Genomic DNA, 20,636 nt, shown 5'->3' on the forward strand with positions numbered 1-20,636 from the left:
CCCTCCTGACCTGCCGGTATGGGCCGATTGCGGACTCATGCGGGCAACGTGAAGGAGTCATGCAGACTGGGGATCATGCGTATCGAACTGGTCTCCGTCCCCGGCACCGCCGAACGTCTCAATGAGGACTGGGCATCCGTGGCCCTGCCTGCCTCGGGCCAGGGCGGAACGCTCGTGGTGCTGGACGGCGTGACACCTCCGGCGGGCGACGACGGATGTGTGCATGGTGTGCCTTGGTTCACCTCGAGGCTGGGTGGCGCACTGGTCGAACTGTCCGGTTCGCGGCGGGATATGACGCTGCCGGAGATCCTCTCGGAGGCAATCCGGCGCACCGCGGACGCCCATCGTGACACCTGTGACCTTTCTCACGTGCGTACTCCCCAGGCCACGGTGGTCCTGGCGCGCTGGGGCGGCCCCGCGGACGAGGTGGAGTACCTGGTGCTCTCCGACTCGACGCTGCTGATCGAATCACCGGCCGGGGAGGTGCTGGCGGTACTGGACGACCGCATCGACCGGCTGCCCCGGGAGGCACTGCGCACACACGCCACGGCGGACGCGCTGCGCAACGCGGAGGGCGGCTTCTTCACGGCGGCGGCCGACCCGGGGGTGTCGACCCGCGCGGTGGCGGGCAGCATGCCGCGCGCCGGTGTCCGGGCGGTGGCGGCGCTGACCGACGGGGCGTCGCGCTGGGTCGACATGTTCGCGGAGGGCAGCTGGACCGAGTGCGTGGCCCTGCTCCGCAAGGAGGGACCGCGGGGGCTGATCGACCGGGTGAGGACGGTGGAGGCGTCGGCGCAGGAGCGGACGGAGGTGGTGCGGTGGAAGCTGCATGACGACGCGACGGCGGTTTTCGCGGAGCTCTGACACGGGGCTTCGGGCGGGGGGCGTGTTCCCCACCCCGCCCCTTCCCGTAACTGGGGGCTTCGCCCCCGGACCCCGGCGCGCCGGCTTCGCCGCGCGACTTCGGGGCTCCTCCCTGGACCCCGTACGCGCTTCGCGCGTGTCCTCAATCGCCGGACGGGCTTGAATGTGCTGCCAAGCCGCACAAATCAAGCCCCGCCGGGTATTGAGGCGCTGGGGGTCCCCCACGCCCGCAGGGCGTAGGGGGCGGGTTCGGGGGCGGAGCCCCCGACAGCAAGCGCTCAGCTTTCCGCTCTCGCGTTCAGCTGGTGCAGCAGACGCGCCAGTTCCGCGATCTCCCCGCGGTCCCAGCCCGCCAGTTTGCTCACGTAGCGCTCCCGGCGCGCGTCCCTCACCCGGCGGAAGCGGGCGCGGCCCTCTTCCGTGAGCCGGACGAGTGATGCCCTGCCGTCCGCCGGGTCCGGCTCGCGCGTCACCAGGCCGAGTTCGTCGAGCGCGCGCAACTGGCGGCTCATCGTCGCCTTGCCGACGCCGAAGTACCCGGCGAGATCCGTCGCGCGCTGCTGCCCCGCCTCCTCCAGACGGACGAGCAGTCCGTACGCCGCAGGCTCCAGCTCGGGGTGGACCTCGCGTGCCATCTCGCCCGAGGACGCCCGCGCCCGGCGCAGAAAGACCGCCAACTCCCGTTCCAGGGCGAGGAATTCCTGGTCCACACCACTCCCAGCCTTGGGGTCCGCTTCACTCCCCGTACCGCTTTCGTGCACGTCAGCACCCCTCGCGCGCTTTCCGGAACCTGAAAGTTTCTGCCCGCGGCACCGATCGCCGCAGCTCGGCCAGTATTTCGCAGGCGTAGACCAACGGCAGCACCCTGCCCCCCTTCCAGCGCGCAGGTCTACGTGCGTAGCTTCATGAATGGCATGTCCACACCATTTGGTCCGCCACCAGATGCGCCACGACATGTCGACACATCGTCAGATCCCCCCCACCGAGGTCTTCGGAGGCACGCTATGCCCGTGCACAGATCCGGAACCACCGGCCGCTCGCGCCTCGCCGCCGCCGGCACTCTCCTCGCAGTCCTCTCCCTCCTCCTCACCCTCCCCGGCACTGCCGGTGCCGCCGACGCGCCCCCACGCGGTTCGGCGTATCTGGGCATGGGCGTCATCGCCCATGACGGCCAGGGAGGCCTCCCCCGTGACAGCCGCGTCGCGCAGACGGAAGGCGTCGACGTCTCCAGCCACCAGGGCAACGTCAACTGGTCGGGCCTCTGGAGCAGCGGCGTGAAGTGGGCCTACGCCAAGGCCACCGAGGGCACCTACTACAAGAACCCGTACTTCGCGCAGCAGTACAACGGCTCGTACAACGCCGGGATGATCCGCGGCTCGTACCACTTCGCCACCCCCGACACCACGACCGGCACCGCCCAGGCCGACTACTTCGTCAACAACGGCGGCCGCTGGTCCCGTGACGGCAGGACCCTGCCAGGCGTGCTGGACATCGAGTGGAATCCGTACGGCGCCGCCTGCTTCGGCAAGACCACATCCGCGATGGTCACCTGGATCCGTGACTTCCTGAACCGGTACAAGGCGCGCACCGGGCGCGACGCCGTGATCTACACCGCCACCAGCTGGTGGACGCAGTGCACCGGCAACTACAGCGGATTCGGCGCGAGCAACCCGCTGTGGATCGCCCGGTACGACACCACCCCGGGCACACTCCCGGCCGGCTGGGCCTACCAGACGATGTGGCAGTACACCTCGTCAGGACCGATCGTCGGCGACCACGACAAGTTCAACGGCGCGCTCGACCGCGTCGTGGCACTCGCCAACGGCTGAGCCGCAGGCCGGGCGAACCGCTGAGCCAACGGCCGGCCCGAGACGAAGGCCCGTCCCGTACCCGCTGGTCACAACCAGTGCGCGGGACGGGTCAGCCCAGCCGGCAGCCTCGTCGCCGCGTCACCCTTCGCCGCATTGAGCTGCGGCTGGGTGAGGAAGATGCTGCCGGTCAGATCCGCACCCGAAAGATCCGCGTCCCTGAGGTCGGCCCCGATGAGGTCGGCGAGACGCAGATCGGCGCCCGTCAGATCCGCCGCGATGAGATACGCCCCGCGCAGACTCGCGCCCCTGAGGTCGGCGCCCCTGAGCCTCGCCCCGATCAGGTCGGCTCCCCTGCGGTCCTTCCTCTTGCGTCCGGCTCCGGCCCGGACCAGTTCGCTCGTGCCGAGCAGCAGCACATTGACGTCCTGCCGGTGCGAAGCCACATCAAGCTTCTCCAGCTCGTCCGGGCCCAGCCCGGTGAGCCGCTCGGTCTTGTCCAGCAGTACCTGGATCTCGCCGTGCAGCGAGCGGGCCCGGGGCAGCTGCAGCGCCTCGGTCAGATACCAGAGCAGTTCATGCAACTGCCGTACGACGGGGAACACCGCGAACATCTGCCGCGCGCTCTGAGGCGCCTGCCGCCAGTCCCTGCCGCCGAAGGTGATCTGGGAGACCTTCTGTCCGGCGCCGAAGCAGTCGTAGACCGTGCAGCCCGGAAAGCCGCTCTGCCGCAGCCGGGTGTGGATGCCGCAGCGGAAGTCCGTCCGCAGATTGGGGCACGGCGTCCCGGCCTCCTTGTTGATCGCGAAGTCCGCCGACGCGGTGAACGGCAGCGCGGCACAGCACAGCCCGAAGCAGCTCCCGCAGTCGGCCTTGAGGGCCCGGTCCTCGGGTTTCGCGGTCGCGGTGTCCATCGGTCCATTGTGAAGGACCCCCGGCGCACGGGCGCCGGGGGTCCGTCTCTCAACTGCCGGGCGTCAGCCGCACAGGCCCGCCGGGCGCTCCCGGGTGACCAGATCGGTCCAGCCCGTCGTGCCGTCGATCCAGACCACCTGCCGGCCGGAGACCGCGGCCGGGGAGAGCTGCTCGCCGCGGTTGCAGGAGACCCGCTCCTGGCGCGAGCCGTCGGTGGTCAGCTGCCACAGCTTCGCCAGCGACTCGTTGCCGAACCCGACGTCGGGCTTCGCGCCGTTCACGGTGACCGCGGTGTCGGATGCCGTGAGGTCGAACGCCAGCAGCGCGGTCGGCTTGCTCTCGGAGCTGATGTCCACCGTGTCGGTGCCGTCCAGGCTTGAGCGGCGCACGGCCATCTGGCCCTCGTCGTTCAGATTCTCGTCCACCAGCCAGAAGGCGTGCGTGGAGTTGATTCCGGTCTGGCCGAGGATCTGCGGCTCGCCGAGCTGCTGCGCGAGGGCGGCCTTGCCGGTCTTGAGGTCATAGACCTCGACGCCCAGCTTGTAGTCCTCCGGGGTCGGATACAGCTTGGCGTAGGCGAGCTTCCCGTTCTTGATCGACGGGAGCGCGGTGAGGATCTCCCAGCCCGCACCGTCCACGAAGGTGGGCGTGCGGTCGCCCGGCCGCAGATAGCCCACGTGCCGGTCGCCGAAGATCCCGAAGCTCTCGAAGACGACGACGCCGTTCTCCACCCGCAGGCCGCCGACGTCGGTGGTGGAGGTGTAGAGCTTCTTGATCGGACCGCCCGCGAGGGGGCGGGACAGGATGTCGAGGCTGGTCGTGCCGTACGCCGCCCAGACGACCGTCTTGCCGTCGGTCGCCGGGTACACGTGGTAGCGCCCGTCGTTGGGGCTGATCAGCTTCGGCGCGCCCTTGCCGTCCGTGCGGCCCGCGTACACCGAGTACGGCTCCGAGCCGTCGTCGTTGGACTGGGATGCGGTCCACCAGCCGCCGCCCGCCTGGGCTCCGGTGCCGGCGGTGTTGACCTTGCCGAGGAGCTGGTCGGAGTCGACGCCGAGGGCGTCCTCCCAGCCGGGGACGATGCCGTGGGCGTTGAAGGAGCGCTTCACCGCGGTGAGTTCCCTGGCGCTGACGCCGAGGTCCTTGGCCGCCGCGAGCACGGCGTTGCGGCCGTCCGTGAAGCCGTCGAGCGGCGTCATGTACTCGGAGAGCGCCTTGTAGACAATGCGGTCGGCGAGCTGCCCGCCCACGTCCTGGCGCAGGTCCCACAGGGCGCCGGAGAAGATGGTGGAGTTGAGGTGCACGCCGCCGTTGTCGGCGGAGAAGGTGACCCCGAGGAAGTTCTTCGAGGTGGTCGCGCCGTCGTTGAGGTTGCGGAAGGCGCAGTCGCGCGGCTTGGTCGTACGGCAGAGGTCCTCGCCGATCAGACCGGCGTCCGGGTCGTCCATGGAGACGCCGGAGGCGGTGGTGTCGATAGCGTTGCCGAAGTAGTCGGCGAGCGCCTCGTTGAGCGCACCGGACTGGCCGGCGTAGACGAGGTTGGCGGTGCTCTCGACGACGCCGTGCGTCATCTCGTGGCCCACCACGTCGAGGTCGGCGGAGAGCGGCTTGTACTCCTCGTCGCCGCTGCCGTAGACCATCTTCTGGCCGTCCCAGAAGGCGTTGACGTACGGACCGCCGAAGTAGGTCACGCCGACCAGGGAGTTGATGGTCATGCCGCGGCCGTCGAGGCTGTCGCGGGCGTGGTTCTTGCGGTAGTAGTCGTAGACCTTCCCGGCGGCCCAGTGGGCGTCCACGGCGCCGGACTCGGTGGCGTCCTTGCCGAACTCCTTGGCCGGGCCGCTGAACTCCTTCAGCCCGGCGGGCCAGACGCCGGACACCTCGCTGACGTCGCGCTCGCGGGCGTCCCAGGTGGTGAGGGTGTTCTTGCTGGTGTCCACCATCCGCGAGTGGTCGGACATCACATACGTGTTGGCGGCGGAGTCGAGGTAGAGGTCGAGATCCACCTTCGCGCTGTCGAGCTTCACGCCACTGCCCGTAACGAGGGTGCCGGGGTCGGCCGCCGCCGCGCGGGCACTGCCCGTGGGGGCCGCCTTCGCCGTGCCGCCGGACGCCGAGTTCGGCGTCGCCGTCAGCGTCTTGATGCCGCTGAACTGCAGCACCGGGTAGCCGGCGCGGGCATCGATGTAGACCTGCTGGAGCACCGGTTCGCCGGTACTGGGGTTCGTGCCGCGTACGGTCACGTGGTGGGCCAGTACGCCCTCGCCGCGCGGGATCACCACGAGGCCGCCGGCAGTCGCCGTGAGCGCGGCCGCCTTCGCGGACCTGGCCCCCTTGCCGCGTATCGCGTCGGCCTTGCTCAGCGTCTTGCCGCCGAGGCGTCTGGCGGTCGCCGCGAGGGCGCGGCGCTCCGCGGTCTCCTTGGTGACCGTCGCCTTCGTGTCCGTCTTCAGGCCGGTGAAGTACTTGCCGGAGGTGCCGGTGACGACGCGCTTGCCGCCCTTGCTCTCCATCCGGACGACGTACTGGCCGCCGAACACCGGGATGCCGTGGTGCTTCTGCTGGAGCCGCACGGTCTCTTCCGAGCCATGTTTGACGGTCCCCAGCGGCGCGAGGTCGCGCCGCGCGTCGGCGATCTTGTAGCGGCTCTGCTTGGCGGCGAGATGGCCGCGGGCCGCGTCGGCAGGGCTGGCCTTGGCGTCCGCCGCCTCCCGGATTCCGTCGACGAGCGACGGGGTGGCCGTCTCGGCCCCCGGAATCACATCGGCGGGCGGTGCGACGGCCGGCGGGGTGACCGCCTGCGCCGGTACCGCGGTGAGCAACAGCCCGGCGACGCCGAGCAGAGTGGCGAGACCGGTCCCCCTGGTCATGCCCGATCTCTGTGTGCTTGTTCTGGCCTTGCGCACAGTTCGTACCCCTCCCACGTGCTGGTCAAGCCGTAAAGGTGGTCATGGCCATGCAACCCGGGGGACACCAACCGATCAATGTGGCCGACGTGTTGACAAGTGGACACGCACACTTGTGTGGCCCGTGAAGAGGGAGTGAGAATCCGAGGCATGACCGAGGGGGAATTGCACACCCTTGGCCTGGGGGAGGCCGAGGAACGCACCTATGAGGCACTGCTCAAGGAACGGGCCGCCGGGGCGGAGGAGTTGGCGCGGCTGCTCGGGCTGCCGAGGGAACGGCTCGACCTGCTGCTCGGCCGGCTGGTCGAGCACGGCCTCGCGCTGCCGGCGGTCGGGGACGGGCTGCCGCATCCGGCCGCACCCGCCGCCGCCATCCGTACGCTCATCCACCGCCGCCAGGCCGAACTGCACTTACGCTCCGCCGAGTTGGAGCGATTACGGATGACCGCGGACCAGCTGGCGGGCCGGCTGATGTCCGGGTCGCCCAGCGCGCCCGAGTGCGGTATCGAGGTGGTGACGGGCCCGCGGGCGATCGGCGAGCGGGCGGAGTATCTGCTGGCCTCGGCGGAGCGGGAGGTGGCGATCCTGGACCGCCCGCCGTATGTGAAGGGGCCGCGGGGTGAGAACAGTTCCCGCACGCCGGGGCTGGACATCGAGGCGCTCCTCGACCGGGGTGTGGAGGTACGGACCGTCCTGGACCGGGACGGGCTGGCCTCTCCCGGGCGGATGCGCTCGGTGACGGTCCTGGTCGAACAGGGCCTGCGGGCACGGGTGGCGACCGCGGTCCCCACCAAACTGATCGCCGTGGACCGGCGGATCACCCTGCTCCCGCCGACGGACGCGGCGGACCCCAGGGCCACCGCGCTGGTGGTGGGCGACGCGCTGCTGCGCAATGCGCTGATGCCGCTGTTCGAAACGGTCTGGGACCGGGCCACGCCACTCGGCGGCACGGGCGGGGCCTGCGCCGCGCTCCCGAAGGCGCAGAAGGAACTGCTGGGCCTGCTGGCGGCGGGCCTGAAGGACGAGGCAATCGCCCGCCGTCTGGGCGTCCATGTCCACACGGCCCGCCGGCGGATCAGCAGTCTGCTGGAGACACTGGGCGCGGAGACCCGCTTCCAGGCGGGAGCGCAGGCAACGTTGAGAGGTTGGCTGGACTGACAGCCACAACCGGGCAAGATGTCCGAATGACGTGGCACAGCCGTACGAGCACGACAACCACGACGCCCGCTGCGCGGGGCATGGGCCGCGACGGGGCGCGCCAGGCGGACGGGTCCGCCGTGACGGACCGGGCGCAGGACCGCGACACGACGCGCCCGCCGGACGGGGTCGCCGCGGCCCGCGCGGACGGTCGCAGCCGACGCGCGGGCAGCGCCGTCCGCGCAGGCAGCAGACGCGCGCGTCCGTTTCTGCTGGTCCTTCTGCTCGGGCTGACGCTGAACTCCTGTGCCGGGCCCGCGTCCTCCGCCACGCGGCCCAGGGCCACCGGGTCCGGCGAGACCGCTGCGCGCGCCGCCGCGCCCGAGCCGCGGTCGTCGGCGGTTCCCTTCGCCGGGGCCTCCTCCGTCGGCGTGCTCATCGACTCGCAGGGCGAGCACTTCTGTACCGCCAGCGTCGTGAACAGCCCCAAGGGCAACGTCATCGCCACCGCCGCGCACTGTCTCCAGGACGCCGGCGGCGATCCCGCCTACGAGCCGGGCGAGCTGGAGTTCGCGCCCGGATTCACGGGCCGGGGCAAGGGGACCTATCCGTACGGACGCTGGAAGGTCGGCTCCGTACACCTCGACGAGCGCTGGACCGACGACGCCGAGGACGCCGATGCCGCCGACTACGCGTTTTTGACCCTGGCGCCGGACGCCAGGGGCCGTCAGGTGCAGAAGGTCGTCGGCGCCGCCACCCCCGACTGGTCGTCGGCCCCCGACCGGCGGGTCACGGTGGTCGGCTACCCCAACAAGCAGCACAACCCGGGCAATCTCCCCATCGCCTGCACCACCGACACCCGCCCCGACCCGGATCTGCCTCAGACGCTGCTCATGGAGTGCGCGGGCTTCTGGGAGGGCACCAGCGGCGGCCCCTGGCTCGCGGACTATCGGGACGCCAAGCACCAGGGCCGGCTCATCGGCGTACTGAGCGGCGGCGACACCGACAGCGAGTCGACGGCCGCCCTCTTCGACGACCGCACCCGCGAGTTGTACGAGGAGGCCGCGGGCAGCTAGCGCGAAGGGCCCGGCGGCAGGGTGCCGCCGGGCCATTCGGCCGTGGATCAGGCCGGGATCAGGCCGGGATCAGGCCGTCGTTCAGTCCAGGGAACAGGCCGTGGTTCACGCCTGGGATCAGGCCGCGGCCGTCACCGGCATCTCGGCCGGCGAGAGCGCGATCTCCAGCACCTGCCGGACATCCGTCACCGGGTGGACCTCCAGCTTGTCCAGGATCTCGGCCGGGACATCGTCGAGGTCGGGCTCGTTCCGCTTGGGGATCACCACCGTCGCGATCCCGGCCCGGTGCGCCGCGAGGAGCTTCTGCTTCAGACCGCCGATCGGCAGCACCCGCCCGGTCAGCGACACCTCACCCGTCATTGCCACATCCGTACGCACCTGGCGTCCGGACAGCAGCGACGCCAGCGCCGACGTCATGGTGATGCCCGCGCTCGGACCGTCCTTCGGCACCGCGCCCGCCGGGAAGTGGATGTGCACGCCCCGGTCCTTCAGATCGGCCACGGGCAGCTCCAGTTCGGCGCCGTGCGAGCGGAGGAAGGAGAGCGCGATCTGTGCGGACTCCTTCATCACATCGCCGAGCTGACCGGTGAGCGTCAGCCCCGCCGCGCCCGTCTCCGGGTCGGCCAGCGACGCCTCGACGAACAGCACGTCGCCGCCCGCGCCGGTGACCGCGAGACCGGTGGCCACACCGGGCACGGCGGTCCGGCGCTCGGCCGGGTCCTGCGCGGACTCGGGCACATGGTGCGGCCGTCCTATGAGCGCCCGCAGATCGGTGTCGGTGATCGTGAACGGCAGCTCGCGCTCGCCCAGTTCGTGCTGTGCCGCCACCTTGCGCAGCAGCCTGGCCACCGAACGCTCCAGGTTACGGACGCCCGCCTCCCGCGTGTACTCGCCGGCGAGCTTGCGCAGCGCCGAGACCTCCAGCACGACCTCGCCCGGCTCAAGACCCGCCCGCTCCAGCTGGCGCGGCAGCAGGTGGTCCCGCGCGATGACGACCTTCTCGTCCTCGGTGTAGCCGTCGAGCCTGACCAGCTCCATCCGGTCGAGCAGGGCCTCCGGGATGGCTTCCAGGACGTTCGCCGTGGCCAGGAACACCACGTCGGACAGGTCGAGTTCGACCTCCAGGTAGTGGTCGCGGAAGGTGTGGTTCTGCGCCGGGTCCAGCACTTCGAGAAGGGCGGCCGCCGGGTCGCCCCGGAAGTCGGAGCCGACCTTGTCGATCTCGTCGAGCAGGACGACCGGGTTCATCGAACCGGCCTCCTTGATCGCCCGGACGATACGGCCGGGCAGCGCCCCGACGTACGTACGCCGGTGTCCGCGGATCTCCGCCTCGTCCCGGACGCCGCCGAGCGCGACCCGGACGAACTTCCGCCCCATCGCATGCGCGACGGACTCGCCGAGCGAGGTCTTGCCGACTCCCGGCGGGCCGACAAGGGCCAGAACCGCGCCCCCACGCCGCCCACCGACCACGCCGAGCCCCCGGTCGGCGCGCCGCTTGCGCACCGCCAGGTATTCGGTGATCCGTTCCTTCACGTCCTGAAGGCCCGAGTGCTCGGCGTCCAGGATCGCCTTGGCGCCCTGGATGTCGTACCCGGCCGCGCTGTCATCAGTTCGCTCGTTCCACGGCAGTTCGAGGACGGTGTCCAGCCAGGTGCGGATCCAGGAGCCCTCGGGGTTCTGGTCGCTGGACCGCTCCAGCTTCTCGACCTCCTTGAGGGCGGCTTCGCGCACCTTCTCGGGCAGGTCCGCGGCCTCGACGCGGGCGCGGTAGTCGTCGGACTCGTCCGCGGCGTCGGTGGTCCCGCCGTTGAGCTCGCGCAGCTCCTTGCGTACGGCTTCGAGCTGGCGGCGCAGCAGGAATTCGCGCTGCTGCTTGTCGACGCCTTCCTGGACGTCCTTGGCGATGGACTCGGCGACGTCCTGCTCGGCGAGGTGCTCGCGCAGCTGCTCGGCGGCGAGCTTGAGCCGGGCCACCGGGTCGGCGGTCTCCAGCAGTTCGATCTTCTGTGCGGTGGTCAGGAACGGTGAGTAGCCGGCGTTGTCCGCGAGCTGCGAGACGTCGTCGATCTGCTGGACGCGGTCCACGACCTGCCAGGCGCCGCGCTTCTTCAGCCAGTCGGTGGCCAGCGCCTTGTACTCCTTGACCAGGTCGGCGAGCTGGCCGGGCAGCGGGTCGGGCACGCTCTCCTCGATACGGGAGCCTTCGACCCAGAGAGCTGCGCCCGGACCCGTGGTGCCGGCGCCGATCTTCACCCGGCCGCGGCCGCGGATGAGCGCGCCGGGGTCGCCGTCGGAGAGCCGGCCGACCTGCTCGACGGTGCCCAGCACGCCGATCCCGGGGTAGTTCCCGTCGACGCGCGGAACAAGCAGGACTGTGGGCTTGCTTGCACCACTGGATCGGGCGGCGGCCTGAGCGGCCTCCACCGCGGCTCGTACGTCGGTGTCGGACAGGTCGAGCGGCACCACCATTCCGGGCAGCACGACCTCGTCGTCGAGCGGCAGCACGGGCAGTGTGAGCGGCGTGAACGCGGAGGACTCAGCAGCCATGATCTCCCCTTAGGCAGTGAAGTTGAGCTGTACGGACTCAATGCACGAGGCGGGCGAGATGTTCCCGAGCCGCCGTTCGCTCTCAGCGATCAAGGCTCGCGCCCGGTGGCAGGCCCCGGATGTAATAAGCCCATGCTCAGTTCAGTCATTACATCCGGCTGGGTCGAGGGATGGGCCGTCTCCCGGGGCACCCCGGCGCCCGTCCCTCAGCCCTGGGGCTACCGCATCGACGTCGGACTGCCGGACCACGTCTTCCGCCATGTGCTCGCGGAACCGGACGAGGCCATCGTGCGCAAGCTCGGCGAGGCGATCACCGAGCCCGGCGCCTGGCTGAAGCTCCTCGCGCCGCCGGAGACGGTCGCCGACTGGCTGCCCGAGGGGTGGTCGCTGCCGGACGACCCGGGCTTCATGATGTTCACCGAGCTGCGGCGGCACGCCCCCGGCGCCGTCCCCGACGGCTACACCCTGCACAAAGAGACCCGCGACGGCGTCCTGCGGGTGCGCGTGCACGCCGCCGACGGCTCCTTGGCGACGCGCGGCCAGGTCGCGCCGACGGGCGCCACCGCCGTCGTGGACCAGATGGAGACCGAGCCGGCCCACCAGCGCCGCGGACTCGGCCGGCTCGTCATGCGTACGCTCGAATCCGCCGCGGCGGAGGCGGGCGCCACCACCGGCATCCTGAGCGCGACGACGCAGGGCAGGGCTCTGTACGGCTCGCTGGGCTGGCAGCTCCAGGGCCCGCTCACCGGAATAGTCCGCGATCCGGCGGTCTGATCCCACATGCTGGGGCCATGAGCCGTAAGCGTGCGCGACGACGGATGACGACGGTGGGCGTGGTGCTGGCCCTAGCGCTCGCGGCAGGGTGCGGGGCCTCGGCGAGCGGCGACGGTGGCGATGACGGCGGCTCGGCGCCGGGAACCTCCTCGGCGAGCTCACCGTCGGCATCAGGCGCACCGTCACCGTCGGCGTCGAGCGCGCCCTCGACGTCAGGCGCACCCTCGCCGTCGGCCTCCACCTCGCCCGTCCCGGCGCGGACGCTGGTCGAGATGACCGTCACCGGCGGCTTCGCCGGCGTCAACGACCGCCTCGTGGTCCAGGACGACGGCACATACACGACGTACAAGAAAGCCGGACCGGGCCGCTCCGGCCGGATGACACCCGCCGAGCTGGCCGCGCTGCGCCGGGCTCTGGAGAAGGCGGACTTCGCGCATCTCCCCCGGGAGGCCACCGGAAGCCCCGTCGCGGACGGCTTCACCTACCGGATCACGTACGAAGGCCACACCGTGACCACCGACGAGACGGCGCGGCTACCCGCCCTGCGGGAGGTATTCGCCGCGCTGCCGGACCACTGACCCGCGTACCTGGACGACCGGCCTCCGCACCTGGGCCCAGCGGCGCACCAGCGGCCAGCACGCGACCCCGGACAGCAGTGCCAGCGGATGGCCCCACACGGTGAGCGGATCCTCGAAGGCCACCGCGTCCTGGACGAGCATCAGGAAGACAAAGCCGAGCAGCGTCGCGCGCGGCACCGGACGGAGCAGTCCGGCCAGCGCGCCGATGCTCGCCATCAGGCCGAAGCTGATGCCGTAGTCGAGGCGGTGCAGCGAACTGGCGGGCAGATGTCCGGTCACCACCCACACCGCGACCGGTACCTCGGTGGCCAGCGTCGCCGCGACATGGCCCGCCAGGAAGACCCCGGCGGTGCGCCAGCCGCCGATGCGGCGTTCCAGCGCGGTGAGTACGAAAAGGAAGGCGACGGCGTACGGGGACGCCAGGCCGCCGGCGACCCACAAGGCGCTCGCGCCGAGAACGAGCAGCGGCGTATCGGCCAAATGGGCGACATCGGTGCTGGAGCCACGCAGCAGCGAGGAGACGGTTGCGGGGTCGCCGTACTCCGCGAAGAGCGAGGTGGCGATCAGCACGAGGATGTAGCAGAAGGTGAACGGCGTCCCGGTCGGCGTGGGCAGCAGATGGAGCGCCCGCCGCCGGAGCGGCAGCCGTCGGCACGGGGCAGGCAGGGTCGTGGGCGGCAGCGCGGGCGTCGCCACCCGCGTCGGCGCCGTGCGCTGGGTCGGAATGCCGCCCAGCAGCTCCCTGCCCGTGGCCGGATCGCGTGTCGTCAGCTGGTCCACGCGTGAGGCCCCTCTCGTCAAGCCCCCGAACGATCCCCCACCCAACGCGATCACCATCCCCCTCGTCTATGACGTGCGCCACACGAAACAACCCGCGCACCGGCTCGGGCGTCGTGGCCACGTCAGACTGCGCCGACCAGCTGTGCAGCGGCTGTGAGAGGGCTGTGCGGCACCCCGTGAACCCGCCCGCGAACGGCCTTTCCGGGCGCAGCCCCCGCGCCCGGAAACGGCTGAAACCATTTGTCCCGCTCGCCCCGTCCCGCGACCATGGCCACAGCCACCCCGGGAGGTCACGCCCATGCCCCTGCACGTCGACACCGCCCCCGTCACCCTCGACCGCCGCGAGGGCCCCCACGGCGAGGTCGTGCTGCGGCAGCGCGGCGAGCATCACGAGATCATCGCCAACGGCTGCTTCCTGATGGACACCTCCGACGGCCGCTCCGAGCGACTGCTCGTGGACGCTGCGTACGACGCACTCGCCGCCGCCGGCCGGACCGCCCCCGCCCTGCTCATCGGTGGACTCGGCGTCGGCTTCTCCCTGGCCCGCGCCGCCGCGAACCCCCACTGGCGGCACATCGCCGTCGTCGAGCGCGAGCAGGCGATCATCGACTGGCACCGCTCGGGGCCGCTGGACCGGATCTCCGGCGACGCGCTCGCCGACCCCCGCAGCGTGATCCTCCACACGGACCTCGTCACCCACCTCAGCACGGCCACGGACCGTTACGACGCGCTATGTCTGGACATTGACAACGGCCCCGACTGGACCGTCACCGACGACAACGAGAACCTCTACTCACCGGCCGGACTCGCCGCCTGCCAGGGCCGGTTGGAGCCGGGCGGGGTGCTCGCCGTGTGGTCCGCGCAGCCCTCTCTTGCTTTTGAGGATGCGTTGCGGAATGCCGGATTCACCGGGGTAAGAACCGAAGAGATCCGGGTTGCCCGAGGCGTACCGGACGTGGTCCACCTCGCCGTTCGCCCTGCGTAGCCGGGACGCCGTCCATGCCCTTACGCTGCTGACCAACACACGGGATCTACACCGGCATGCAGCTCGCGAGAACGCGTACAGGGGCGGGGCCATGGAGCAGACACACACCACGCACAACGGCGTCGCGGCCACGCCCGGCGCCCAGCGCCGGGTGCTGGTCGTCGAGGACGACTCGACGATCGTCGATGCCATCGCCGCCCGGCTGCGGGCCGAGGGCTTTGTGGTCCAGACGGCCGCGGACGGCCCGGCGGCCGTCGACGCGGCCGAGGCCTGGCAGCCCGATCTCATGGTTCTCGATGTGATGCTGCCGGGCTTCGACGGCCTGGAGGTCTGCCGCCGGGTCCAGGCACAGCGCCCCGTCCCGGTCCTGATGCTCACGGCACGCGACGACGAGACCGACATGCTCGTGGGCCTCGGCGTCGGCGCCGACGACTACATGACCAAGCCGTTCTCGATGCGCGAGCTCGCGGCCCGGGTGCATGTGCTGCTGCGCCGCGTGGAGCGCGCCGCCCTCGCCGCGGTGACCCCGCGCAGCGGGATCCTCCGCCTCGGCGAGCTGGAGATCGACCACGCCCAGCGCCGGGTCCGGGTGCGCGGCGAGGACGTGCATCTCACGCCCACCGAGTTCGACCTGCTGGTCTGCCTGGCGAACACGCCGCGCGCGGTCCTCTCCCGCGAGCAGCTGCTCGCGGAGGTGTGGGACTGGGCCGACGCCTCCGGCACCCGTACCGTCGACAGCCACATCAAGGCCCTGCGCCGGAAGATCGGCGCCGAGCGCATCCGTACCGTGCACGGCGTCGGCTACGCACTGGAGACGCCGGCGCCATGAGCGGGCGGCGCTCGGGGCGACGTCCCGGCCGCGCGAGCCGGCGGGAGGGGCCGTCCGGCCGCGCCGGTCGGCGTCGCCGGCTGCGGTCCGTCTCCATCTCGATCAAGACCAAGCTGGGCACGCTCGTCGTCGTCTCGGTCTTCATCACCACGGGCCTGCTGCTGGTCGCCGTGCGCACCCAGACGGAGCTGCGCTTCATCACCGTCTTCTCGGTGATCGCCACCCTGCTGATCACCCAGTTCGTGGCGCACGGTCTGACCGCGCCGCTGGACGAGATGACCACCGTCGCCAAGGGCATATCGCACGGCGACTACACCCGCCGGGTGCGCGGCGCCGACCGTCGCGACGAGCTCGGTGACCTCGCCTCCACCATCAACCGCATGGCGGACGATCTGGAGGCCGTGGACCAGCACCGCAAGGAGCTGGTCGCCAATGTCTCGCACGAGCTGCGCACCCCGATCGCCGCGCTGCGCGCCGTCCTGGAGAACGTCGTCGACGGGGTCTCCGCCGCCGACCCGGAGACCATGCGCACGGCGCTGAAGCAGACGGAGCGCCTGGGCCGGCTGGTCGAGACGCTGCTGGATCTGTCCCGCCTCGACAACGGCGTCGTACCGCTGCGGGCCCGCCGCTTCGAGGTGTGGCCGTATCTCTCGGGCGTGCTGAAGGAGGCCAATCTGGCCGCCGCCCAGCGCGGTCTGACCTCCGGGTCCGGCCATCACACCCGTAACGACGTGCACCTGCACCTGGATGTGTCGCCGCCGGAGCTGACCGCGCACGCGGACGCGGAGCGGCTGCACCAGGTGGTGGCCAATCTGATCGACAACGCGGTCAAGCACTCGCCGCCGCACGGCCGGGTGACGGTACGGGCCCGCCGCGGACCGCTGCCCGAGTCCCTGGACCTGGAAGTGGTCGACGAGGGCCCCGGCATCCCGGAGCAGGAGCGCCACCGGGTCTTCGAGCGCTTCAACCGGGGCAGCGTCACGGCCCCGCACGGCAAGGGCAGCGACGGCGGTACGGGCCTGGGCCTCGCGATCGCGCGCTGGGCGGTCGATCTGCACGGCGGCCGCATCGGGGTGGCCGAATCGTCCCGCGGCTGCCGCATTCTCGTAACCCTGCCGGGGGTCCCGGCGGCGCGCGGTTGACGTAGGGTTCGAACCGGAAGCGCGCGTTCTGCGTGTACGCAGTGAGGGCTGGCCGCAATCCGGCTCAGTAACCCGTCAGGTGTACGAGCCGACGGGCCGCGGCCGCAGATTTTCGCCCGGCGTCAGCCACTCCGGTGGAGCCGAGGCTCCCGTTGGGGTACCCACGGGCACCTGCGGCGGTGCAGAACCACGCTTGTTTCCCGCCATTCCTTCCCACGAAACACGCTCTTCGGTGTGACTTGCGCGACGATGACCAGCCCGGCCTGCACCTCCCGGCCAGGGAGGCGTAGCCTTTATTTCCGCTGTCCATCACCTTGTGAAGCGGAAGAGGGCGGTTGCCGCCGTGTCGTCTCAGTCCCCCAGTAACTCGAGCATCTCGGCCGACCAAGGCGGGCAGGGTAAGAACCCTGCCGCCGCGTTCGGTCCCAATGAGTGGCTCGTCGACGAGATCTACCAGCAGTACCTCCAGGACCCGAATTCGGTCGACCGTGCCTGGTGGGACTTCTTCGCCGACTACAAGCCGGGCGGCGCGAGCACTGCCGCCGCAGGGGCGAAGCCGGTGAGTGAAGCCCCCGCCGCGGACGGCTCCGCGCCTTCGGGAGCCGGGGCGGGTGCCCAGGGTGCCGTAGCCGCGGGGGCTGCGGGTACCGCGGCCCCGGCCGCCGCTACGACCCCCACCGCCGCCGCCAACGGCGCGGCTCCGGCTGCCACCGGCACCGCCGCGCCACAGGCCGCTCCCGCCGCGCAGGCTCCCGCCGCGCAACAGGCGGCCCCGGCCGCCCCGGCCCCCGCGCCGGCGAAGCCTGCCGCCGCGCCCAAGCCCCCGGCTGCCGCCGGCAAGGCACCGGCGCCCGCGCCCGAGGGCGCGGAGGTCGTGCCCCTGCGCGGGCCCGCCGCCGCGGTCGCGAAGAACATGAACGCCTCGCTGGAGATGCCCACGGCCACCTCCGTGCGGGCCGTCCCGGTGAAGCTGCTCTTCGACAACCGCATCGTCATCAACAACCATCTCAAGCGCGCCCGCGGTGGGAAGGTCTCCTTCACCCACCTCATCGGGTTCGCGATGGTGCAGGCCATCAAGGCCATGCCGTCGATGAACTGGTCGTACACGGAGAAGGACGGCAAGCCGGTCCTGGTCAAGCCGCCGCACGTCAACTTCGGCCTGGCCATCGACCTGGTGAAGCCCAACGGCGACCGCCAGCTGGTCGTCGCGGGCATCAAGAAGGCCGAGACCCTGAACTTCTTCGAGTTCTGGCAGGCCTACGAGGACATCGTCCGCCGCGCCCGCAACAACAAGCTGACGATGGACGACTTCACCGGCGTCACCGTCTCGCTGACCAACCCCGGCGGCCTCGGCACCGTCCACTCCGTGCCCCGCCTGATGCCTGGACAGTCGGTCATCATGGGCGTCGGCTCCATGGACTACCCGGCCGAGTTCCAGGGCACCTCCCAGGACACCCTGAACAAGCTGGGCATCGCCAAGGTCATGACGCTGACCTCGACGTACGACCACCGGGTCATCCAGGGCGCCGCCTCCGGCGAGTTCCTGCGGATCGTCGCCAACTTCCTCCTCGGCGACGACGGCTTCTACGACGACATCTTCGAGGCGCTGCGCATCCCGTACGAGCCGGTCCGCTGGCTCAAGGACATCGACGCCAGCCACGACGACGACGTCACCAAGGCAGCCCGCGTCTTCGAGCTGATCCACTCCTACCGCGTCCGCGGCCATGTCATGGCCGACACCGACCCGCTGGAGTACCGCCAGCGCAAGCACCCCGACCTGGACATCACCGAGCACGGGCTCACGCTGTGGGACCTGGAGCGCGAGTTCGCGGTCGGCGGCTTCGCCGGCAAGTCCCTGATGAAGCTGCGCGATGTGCTCGGCGTGCTGCGCGACTCGTACTGCCGCACCACCGGCATCGAGTTCATGCACATCCAGGACCCGAAGCAGCGCAAGTGGATCCAGGACCGGGTCGAACGCCCGCACTCCAAGCCCGAGCGCGAGGAGCAGCTGCGGATTCTGCGCCGCCTGAACGCGGCCGAGGCCTTCGAGACCTTCCTGCAGACCAAGTACGTCGGTCAGAAGCGGTTCTCGCTGGAGGGCGGCGAGTCCGTCATTCCGCTGCTCGACGCGGTCATCGACTCGGCCGCCGAGTCGCGCCTCGACGAGGTCGTCATCGGCATGGCCCACCGCGGCCGTCTGAACGTCCTGGCGAACATCGTCGGCAAGTCGTACGCGCAGATCTTCCGGGAGTTCGAGGGCAACCTCGACCCGAAGTCGATGCACGGCTCCGGCGATGTGAAGTACCACCTGGGCGCCAACGGCACCTTCACCGGTCTGGACGGCGAGCAGATCAAGGTCTCGCTGGTCGCCAACCCCTCGCACCTGGAGGCGGTCGACCCGGTTGTCGAGGGTGTCGCGCGCGCCAAGCAGGACGTCATCAACAAGGGCGGCACGGACTTCACGGTCCTGCCGGTCGCCCTGCACGGTGACGCGGCCTTCGCCGGCCAGGGGGTCGTCGCCGAGACGCTGAACATGTCGCAGCTGCGCGGCTACCGCACCGGCGGCACGGTCCACATCGTCATCAACAACCAGGTCGGCTTCACCGCCGCCCCGGAGTCGTCGCGCTCGTCCATGTACGCGACCGACGTGGCCCGCATGATCGAGGCGCCGATCTTCCATGTGAACGGCGACGACCCGGAGGCCGTGGTCCGCGTCGCGCGGCTGGCCTTCGAGTTCCGCCAGACGTTCAACAAGGACGTCGTGATCGACCTCATCTGCTACCGCCGCCGCGGTCACAACGAGGGCGACAACCCGCAGTTCACCAACCCGCAGATGTACAACCTGATCGACAAGAAGCGTTCGGTGCGCAAGCTGTACACCGAGTCGCTGATCGGTCGCGGCGACATCACGCTGGAAGAGGCGGAGCAGGCGCTCCAGGACTTCCAGGGCCAGCTGGAGAAGGTCTTCGCGGAGGTCCGCGAGGCCACCTCCCAGCCGGCCCCGGCCCCTGTTCCGGAAGCCCAGCCCGAGTTCCCCGTGGCCGTCACCACCGCCGTCTCCGAGGAGGTCGTGAAGCGGATCGCCGAGTCCCAGGTCAACATCCCCGACCACGTCACCGTCCACCCCCGTCTGCTGCCTCAGCTGCAGCGGCGGGCGGCCTCGGTGGAGGACGGCACGATCGACTGGGGCATGGGCGAGACGCTGGCCATCGGCTCGCTGCTGATGGAGGGCACCACGGTCCGGCTCGCCGGCCAGGACACCCGCCGCGGCACCTTCGGCCAGCGCCACGCGGTGCTGGTGGACCAGCAGACGGGCGAGGACTACACCCCGCTGCTGTACCTGGCCGAGGACCAGGCCCGCTTCAACGTCTACGACTCGCTGCTCAGCGAGTACGCGGCGATGGGCTTCGAGTACGGCTACTCGCTGGCCCGTCCGGACGCGCTGGTCATGTGGGAGGCGCAGTTCGGTGACTTCGTCAACGGCGCGCAGACCGTCGTGGACGAGTTCATCTCCTCCGCCGAGCAGAAGTGGGGCCAGACCTCCGGCGTCACCCTGCTCCTGCCGCACGGCTACGAGGGCCAGGGCCCGGACCACAGCTCCGCCCGCCCGGAGCGCTTCCTCCAGCTGTGCGCGCAGAACAACATGACGGTCGCCATGCCGACCCTGCCGTCGAACTACTTCCACCTGCTGCGCTGGCACGTGCACAACCCGCACCACAAGCCGCTGATCGTCTTCACCCCGAAGTCGATGCTGCGTCTGAAGGCTGCGGCGTCGAAGATGGAGGAGTTCACCACCGGCGGCTTCCGCCCGGTGATCGGCGACACTGCGGTTGATTCAGGAGTGGTGGACCCGAACGAGATCCGCAAGGTCGTCTTCTGCACCGGCAAGGTCTATTACGACCTCGAAGGCGAGCGGGTCAAGCGCGGCGTCAAGGACACCGCGATCATCCGTCTGGAGCGGCTGTACCCGCTGCCGGGTGCCGAACTGCAGGCCGAGATCGCCAAGTTCCCGAACGCCGAGAAGTACCTCTGGGTGCAGGAGGAGCCGGCGAACCAGGGTGCGTGGCCGTTCATCGCACTGAACCTGATCGACCACCTGGACCTGGCGGTCGGCGCGGACATCCCGGGCGCCGAGCGCCTGCGCCGGATCTCGCGTCCGCACGGCTCGTCCCCGGCGGTCGGCTCGGCCAAGCGCCACCAGGCGGAGCAGCAGCAGCTGCTCAACGAGGTCTACGAGGCCTGACCTGTCGTACGCCATAAAGGGCCCGGCTCCGAGTTCGACTCGGTGCCGGGCC

Annotated in this window: 15 protein-coding genes; 10 read left to right on the forward strand and 5 right to left on the reverse strand. The window is 70.7% G+C overall.

Annotated elements, in window-relative coordinates:
* The first annotated feature begins 75 nt into the window (after positions 1–75).
* Positions 76–864 (forward strand): hypothetical protein, encoded by a 789-nt coding sequence (locus ACI2LP_RS10565; protein WP_404724127.1) that lies wholly within the window; start codon positions 76–78, stop codon positions 862–864.
* A 278-nt stretch (positions 865–1,142) separates the two neighbouring features.
* Here ACI2LP_RS10565 and ACI2LP_RS10570 read toward each other — a convergent pair whose 3' ends face one another.
* Positions 1,143–1,625, reverse strand: coding sequence for a MarR family winged helix-turn-helix transcriptional regulator (locus tag ACI2LP_RS10570; protein WP_404724128.1), 483 nt, complete (start codon positions 1,623–1,625; stop codon positions 1,143–1,145).
* 243 nt (positions 1,626–1,868) lie between these two features.
* Here ACI2LP_RS10570 and ACI2LP_RS10575 point away from each other — a divergent pair, with 243 nt between their 5' ends.
* Positions 1,869–2,693, forward strand: a complete 825-nt coding sequence (locus ACI2LP_RS10575) for a lysozyme (RefSeq protein ID WP_404724129.1) — start codon at positions 1,869–1,871, stop codon at positions 2,691–2,693.
* Positions 2,694–2,761: 68 nt separating this feature from the next.
* On the opposite strand, the gene ACI2LP_RS10580 is transcribed toward ACI2LP_RS10575, so the two are convergent.
* On the reverse strand, positions 2,762–3,586 hold the full coding sequence (locus tag ACI2LP_RS10580; protein ID WP_404724130.1) for a pentapeptide repeat-containing protein: 825 nt from the start codon (positions 3,584–3,586) through the stop codon (positions 2,762–2,764).
* Positions 3,587–3,649: 63 nt separating this feature from the next.
* On the reverse strand, positions 3,650–6,457 hold the full coding sequence (locus ACI2LP_RS10585; RefSeq protein WP_404724131.1) for a M4 family metallopeptidase: 2,808 nt from the start codon (positions 6,455–6,457) through the stop codon (positions 3,650–3,652).
* 186 nt (positions 6,458–6,643) lie between these two features.
* On the opposite strand from ACI2LP_RS10585, the gene ACI2LP_RS10590 reads away from it, so the two are divergent.
* Positions 6,644–7,651 (forward strand): helix-turn-helix domain-containing protein, encoded by a 1,008-nt coding sequence (locus tag ACI2LP_RS10590; protein ID WP_404724132.1) that lies wholly within the window; start codon positions 6,644–6,646, stop codon positions 7,649–7,651.
* Positions 7,652–7,677: 26 nt separating this feature from the next.
* Positions 7,678–8,706, forward strand: a complete 1,029-nt coding sequence (locus ACI2LP_RS10595; RefSeq protein WP_404724133.1) for a trypsin-like serine peptidase — start codon at positions 7,678–7,680, stop codon at positions 8,704–8,706.
* Positions 8,707–8,823: 117 nt separating this feature from the next.
* On the opposite strand, the gene lon is transcribed toward ACI2LP_RS10595, so the two are convergent.
* Positions 8,824–11,253: an endopeptidase La gene (lon, locus tag ACI2LP_RS10600; protein ID WP_404724134.1), complete on the reverse strand. Its 2,430-nt coding sequence runs from the start codon at positions 11,251–11,253 to the stop codon at positions 8,824–8,826.
* Positions 11,254–11,385: 132 nt separating this feature from the next.
* On the opposite strand from lon, the gene ACI2LP_RS10605 reads away from it, so the two are divergent.
* On the forward strand, positions 11,386–12,027 hold the full coding sequence (locus ACI2LP_RS10605; RefSeq protein WP_404724135.1) for a GNAT family N-acetyltransferase: 642 nt from the start codon (positions 11,386–11,388) through the stop codon (positions 12,025–12,027).
* 17 nt (positions 12,028–12,044) lie between these two features.
* Complete coding sequence (locus ACI2LP_RS10610; protein ID WP_404724136.1) at positions 12,045–12,605, forward strand: protealysin inhibitor emfourin; 561 nt, start codon at positions 12,045–12,047, stop codon at positions 12,603–12,605.
* On the opposite strand, the gene ACI2LP_RS10615 is transcribed toward ACI2LP_RS10610, so the two are convergent.
* Positions 12,561–13,385: a rhomboid-like protein gene (locus tag ACI2LP_RS10615; protein ID WP_404724137.1), complete on the reverse strand. Its 825-nt coding sequence runs from the start codon at positions 13,383–13,385 to the stop codon at positions 12,561–12,563. The two genes, ACI2LP_RS10610 and ACI2LP_RS10615, sit on opposite strands and share 45 nt — an antisense overlap.
* 298 nt (positions 13,386–13,683) lie before the next feature.
* On the opposite strand from ACI2LP_RS10615, the gene ACI2LP_RS10620 reads away from it, so the two are divergent.
* The 4 genes from ACI2LP_RS10620 to ACI2LP_RS10635 all read left to right on the forward strand — a co-directional run bounded on the left by ACI2LP_RS10620 (position 13,684) and on the right by ACI2LP_RS10635 (position 20,584).
* Positions 13,684–14,370, forward strand: coding sequence for a spermidine synthase (locus ACI2LP_RS10620; protein WP_404724138.1), 687 nt, complete (start codon positions 13,684–13,686; stop codon positions 14,368–14,370).
* Between the two features lie 91 nt (positions 14,371–14,461).
* Positions 14,462–15,199 carry a response regulator transcription factor gene (locus ACI2LP_RS10625; protein ID WP_404724139.1) on the forward strand — a complete coding sequence of 246 codons (738 nt, stop codon included), beginning with the start codon at positions 14,462–14,464 and terminating at the stop codon, positions 15,197–15,199.
* On the forward strand, positions 15,196–16,341 hold the full coding sequence (locus ACI2LP_RS10630; RefSeq protein ID WP_404724140.1) for an ATP-binding protein: 1,146 nt from the start codon (positions 15,196–15,198) through the stop codon (positions 16,339–16,341). The genes ACI2LP_RS10625 and ACI2LP_RS10630 overlap by 4 nt, the downstream gene beginning before the upstream one ends.
* A gap of 343 nt (positions 16,342–16,684) precedes the next feature.
* Positions 16,685–20,584 (forward strand): multifunctional oxoglutarate decarboxylase/oxoglutarate dehydrogenase thiamine pyrophosphate-binding subunit/dihydrolipoyllysine-residue succinyltransferase subunit, encoded by a 3,900-nt coding sequence (locus ACI2LP_RS10635; protein WP_404724141.1) that lies wholly within the window; start codon positions 16,685–16,687, stop codon positions 20,582–20,584.
* Positions 20,585–20,636 lie beyond the last annotated feature (52 nt).

It is taken from the genome of Streptomyces sp. NPDC019890 (genome assembly GCF_044903445.1).
GTDB lineage: Bacteria > Actinomycetota > Actinomycetes > Streptomycetales > Streptomycetaceae > Streptomyces.

Coding starts and splice junctions, on each gene's coding strand:
- ACI2LP_RS10565 (WP_404724127.1), top strand. CDS start 76: ATGCGTATCGAACTGGTCTCCGTCCCCGGCACCGCCGAACGTCTCAAT.
- ACI2LP_RS10575 (WP_404724129.1), top strand. CDS start 1,869: ATGCCCGTGCACAGATCCGGAACCACCGGCCGCTCGCGCCTCGCCGCC.
- ACI2LP_RS10580 (WP_404724130.1), bottom strand. CDS start 3,586: ATGGACACCGCGACCGCGAAACCCGAGGACCGGGCCCTCAAGGCCGAC.
- ACI2LP_RS10585 (WP_404724131.1), bottom strand. CDS start 6,457: ATGACCAGGGGGACCGGTCTCGCCACTCTGCTCGGCGTCGCCGGGCTG.
- ACI2LP_RS10590 (WP_404724132.1), top strand. CDS start 6,644: ATGACCGAGGGGGAATTGCACACCCTTGGCCTGGGGGAGGCCGAGGAA.
- ACI2LP_RS10595 (WP_404724133.1), top strand. CDS start 7,678: ATGACGTGGCACAGCCGTACGAGCACGACAACCACGACGCCCGCTGCG.
- lon (WP_404724134.1), bottom strand. CDS start 11,253: ATGGCTGCTGAGTCCTCCGCGTTCACGCCGCTCACACTGCCCGTGCTG.
- ACI2LP_RS10605 (WP_404724135.1), top strand. CDS start 11,386: ATGCTCAGTTCAGTCATTACATCCGGCTGGGTCGAGGGATGGGCCGTC.
- ACI2LP_RS10610 (WP_404724136.1), top strand. CDS start 12,045: ATGAGCCGTAAGCGTGCGCGACGACGGATGACGACGGTGGGCGTGGTG.
- ACI2LP_RS10620 (WP_404724138.1), top strand. CDS start 13,684: ATGCCCCTGCACGTCGACACCGCCCCCGTCACCCTCGACCGCCGCGAG.
- ACI2LP_RS10625 (WP_404724139.1), top strand. CDS start 14,462: ATGGAGCAGACACACACCACGCACAACGGCGTCGCGGCCACGCCCGGC.
- ACI2LP_RS10630 (WP_404724140.1), top strand. CDS start 15,196: ATGAGCGGGCGGCGCTCGGGGCGACGTCCCGGCCGCGCGAGCCGGCGG.